The organism is Burkholderia sp. Cy-637 (genome assembly GCF_011753175.1).
Lineage (GTDB): Bacteria > Pseudomonadota > Gammaproteobacteria > Burkholderiales > Burkholderiaceae > Burkholderia > Burkholderia gladioli.
Map to the genome: position 1 here is coordinate 1 of NZ_VWWC01000331.1, position 2,751 is coordinate 2,751.

Genomic DNA, 2,751 nt, shown 5'->3' on the forward strand with positions numbered 1-2,751 from the left:
GCTCCCACATTAACGCCTTCTGGCTATCTGTATAGTAGATCCGCCGTCTCTGTTTCATGACAACACTCCTTGCCGCTTCGCAGCTCCAAGTATGTTGCATCGACGGGTTGAATCCGCAGTCGATAGCAGACGCGTCTAGCACCCTACGGCTGGATCGACGCGCTGCCTTGTATGTTCCGAGTGGCGCCGCAAGCTGCCTCAGCCCGCCTCGACCGCCGGCAGCGCCAGCGTCACCGTGGTGCCCTGCCAGGCCGCGCTGCGCACGCGGATCTCTCCCGCATGGCGCTCCATCACCGCCTTGACGAAGGCCATCCCGAGCCCGACGCCCTTGGTCTCGGGCTGGCCGTCGAGGCGGAAGCGCCGGTAGCGCTCGAACAGCCGCGCCTGGTCGGCGATATCGATGCCGTAGCCGTGGTCGCGGATCACGCAGCGCACGGTGGCGCGGTCCTCGCTCGGCTCGACCGAGCATTCGACGCGCGTGTGCGCCTCGCTGTACTTGACGGCATTGGCGAGCAGGTTGATCAGCGCGCGCGAGAGCAGCGCCGGGTCGCCGCGCACCAGCGCATCCTCTCGGCGCGCTACGTCGTCGATCACGATTCCCTTCTCGCGCGCGAGCGGCCAGACCGCGTCGCGCGCCTCGTTCATCAGGTCGGCGAGGTTGACCGGCACCGGCTCGTATTCGCCGGCCTCGGCGCGCGACATCTGCGCGAAGCCGTCGGCCATCGCCAGCGTATGGCGCGCGAGCTTGTCGATGCGCGCCAGCCGCTCGCGCGGCACACAATCGGGCGGGCAGGCGCCCGGCGCCTCGTCGGGCTGGTTGACGAGCACGATCACCGAGGTCAGCGGCGCGCGCATGTCGTGCGAGAACAGCGTCAGCATGTCGTCGCGCTGCCGCTCCAGCACGTTGCGGCGGACATAGGCGCGGCGCAAGGTGTCGAGCGCCTCGCTGACATGCCGGATTTCCAGGCTCGCGCCGGCCGGCACCGCGATCGGCGAGACGTCGCCCTCGCTCAAGGCGATGATGCGGCGGCGCAGGTGGTCCAGCGGGATCAGCAGGGCGCGGCGCGTGCTGCGCACCAGCGCATACAGGATCGCGAGGCTGAGCAGGGTGGCGACGATCGAGATCGCCACGCGCAGGCGCGCCAGCTTGCGATAGGCGGTGGCGCGCGCCTGGGCCGACTCGATCACGCGATCGCGCAGTTGCTCGGAGGGTTGGAACATCGGCACGATGCGCCGCGAGAAATCGGCGGCGCTCATCGAGTAGCGGCCGTCGCGGCCCTCGGTGAAGGTCTGGTCGACCAGCGGCACGATGCCGTTGTCGAGCGCGCTGTTCAGGCGCATGAAATCGACCGCGATCGCCGTGTTGCCGAGCTGCGGCACCATCGCCCCGGCGATCAGCGAGCGCAACTGCTCGATGCGCCCGCGCATCAGCATGATCTGCGAGAGCCGATCGCGATCGAGCGGCTGCTGCAGGAACATCGGCGCGATGAACAGCGAGCCCAGCCGGCCGGAGTATTCGCGCAGGTCGCCGAGCAGGCGCGCGAGCAGCAGCGCGCCGGCCACGTCGGGGTTGCCGAGCGTGGCGTGGGTGGACAGGTCGTCGATCAGCGGCGCGAGCGCGTCGACGATCCCGAACAGGCGCACCTGCAGTTGCACGATCTGCCGCTCGGTGCGCGCGGCGCTCGGTTGCGCGGCCAGGGCGTCCACCTCCCGGCGCGCCGCCGCCAGCCGCTCGATGATCCGATCGAGCGCGCCGCGCAGGCCTTCGGGGTCGGTCGGCCCGAGATTCGAGGCATGGGCCAGGCCGTCGCGGAATGCGGCCAGGGCCGCGTCGGAGCGCTCGCGTGCCTCGGCGAGGTTGCGCCGCTCGACGGCATCGTCGCCGCGCAGGTGGGCGAGCTGGTCGTTGGTCGGCCCGCGTTCGGCCGAGACCCGGTTGGCGGCCACCATTGCGATGCGCACCAGCTCGAAGGCGATGAGGTCCGCGTTGCCCTGGCGGTAGCGCGCGTAGCTGTTCGCAAGGATCGTGCCGCACAGCAGCGCCAGCATCGCCACCACCAGCGTGAGGCCGATGCGCATCCTCTGCTGGATCGTCAGCTGGCGCAGGCCCGCCCTGGGCAGCGGGTTCAGGGAGAAAAATCGGCGCATGGCGCATTACCCATACAGTGGATCCGGGCGACCGCGCCGGTGCCGGCCCCGCGATCCGGACGCGGTGCCGGCGGGGCAGCCGGCCGGGCGGCCAGTTGTGCGCCGATATTAGCGGAATCCGGGAACGCCGAAAGCAGGTGGATGCGAGCAGGGCGGGCGGCGCGCGAAGCGGCGCCCGCTTCGCGAAGCGGGGCGATGGGCCTCGGCCGGCGGGGAGGCCGGCGATGGGTGCTGCGCAATCAGCCCGGTGTGTTGCCGCGCCCGGTCGGTTTGCCGGGCGGCCTGGCTTCGGGCTGCCGAGGGTTCAGGCGATGCCGATGCGCCACTGCCCTTGCGGCAGCGTGCCGTTCACGGCGAAATCGCCGACGATGCGTTCGCGGTAGATGCGCGGGTTGTGCGAGGCGATGGTGCGCGCATTGCGCCAGTAGCGGTCCAGGCCGTTGCCGCGCAGCGTCGCCGAGGCGCCGAGCGCGTCGAACACGCTGCCGGTGGCGTCGAGCACGAGTTCGATGACCACCGCCTGGGCCTGCCAGATCTCGAGCTCGGCCTCGGCGATGGCGGTCGAGCCCGGGTTTGCGATGGAGCCGTCGAGCGTGGCCTGCG

Annotated in this window: 1 protein-coding gene and 1 pseudogene; both read right to left on the reverse strand. The window is 70.7% G+C overall.

The genetic code is table 11. From position 1 onward, the window contains the following. Positions 1-198: 198 nt before the first annotated feature. Positions 199-2,148 carry a HAMP domain-containing histidine kinase gene (locus F3J10_RS35130; RefSeq protein ID WP_167244004.1) on the reverse strand — a complete coding sequence of 650 codons (1,950 nt, stop codon included), beginning with the start codon at positions 2,146-2,148 and terminating at the stop codon, positions 199-201. 304 nt (positions 2,149-2,452) lie between these two features. Then, positions 2,453-2,751, reverse strand: a pseudogene (locus tag F3J10_RS35135) (monooxygenase); the annotation flags it as partial.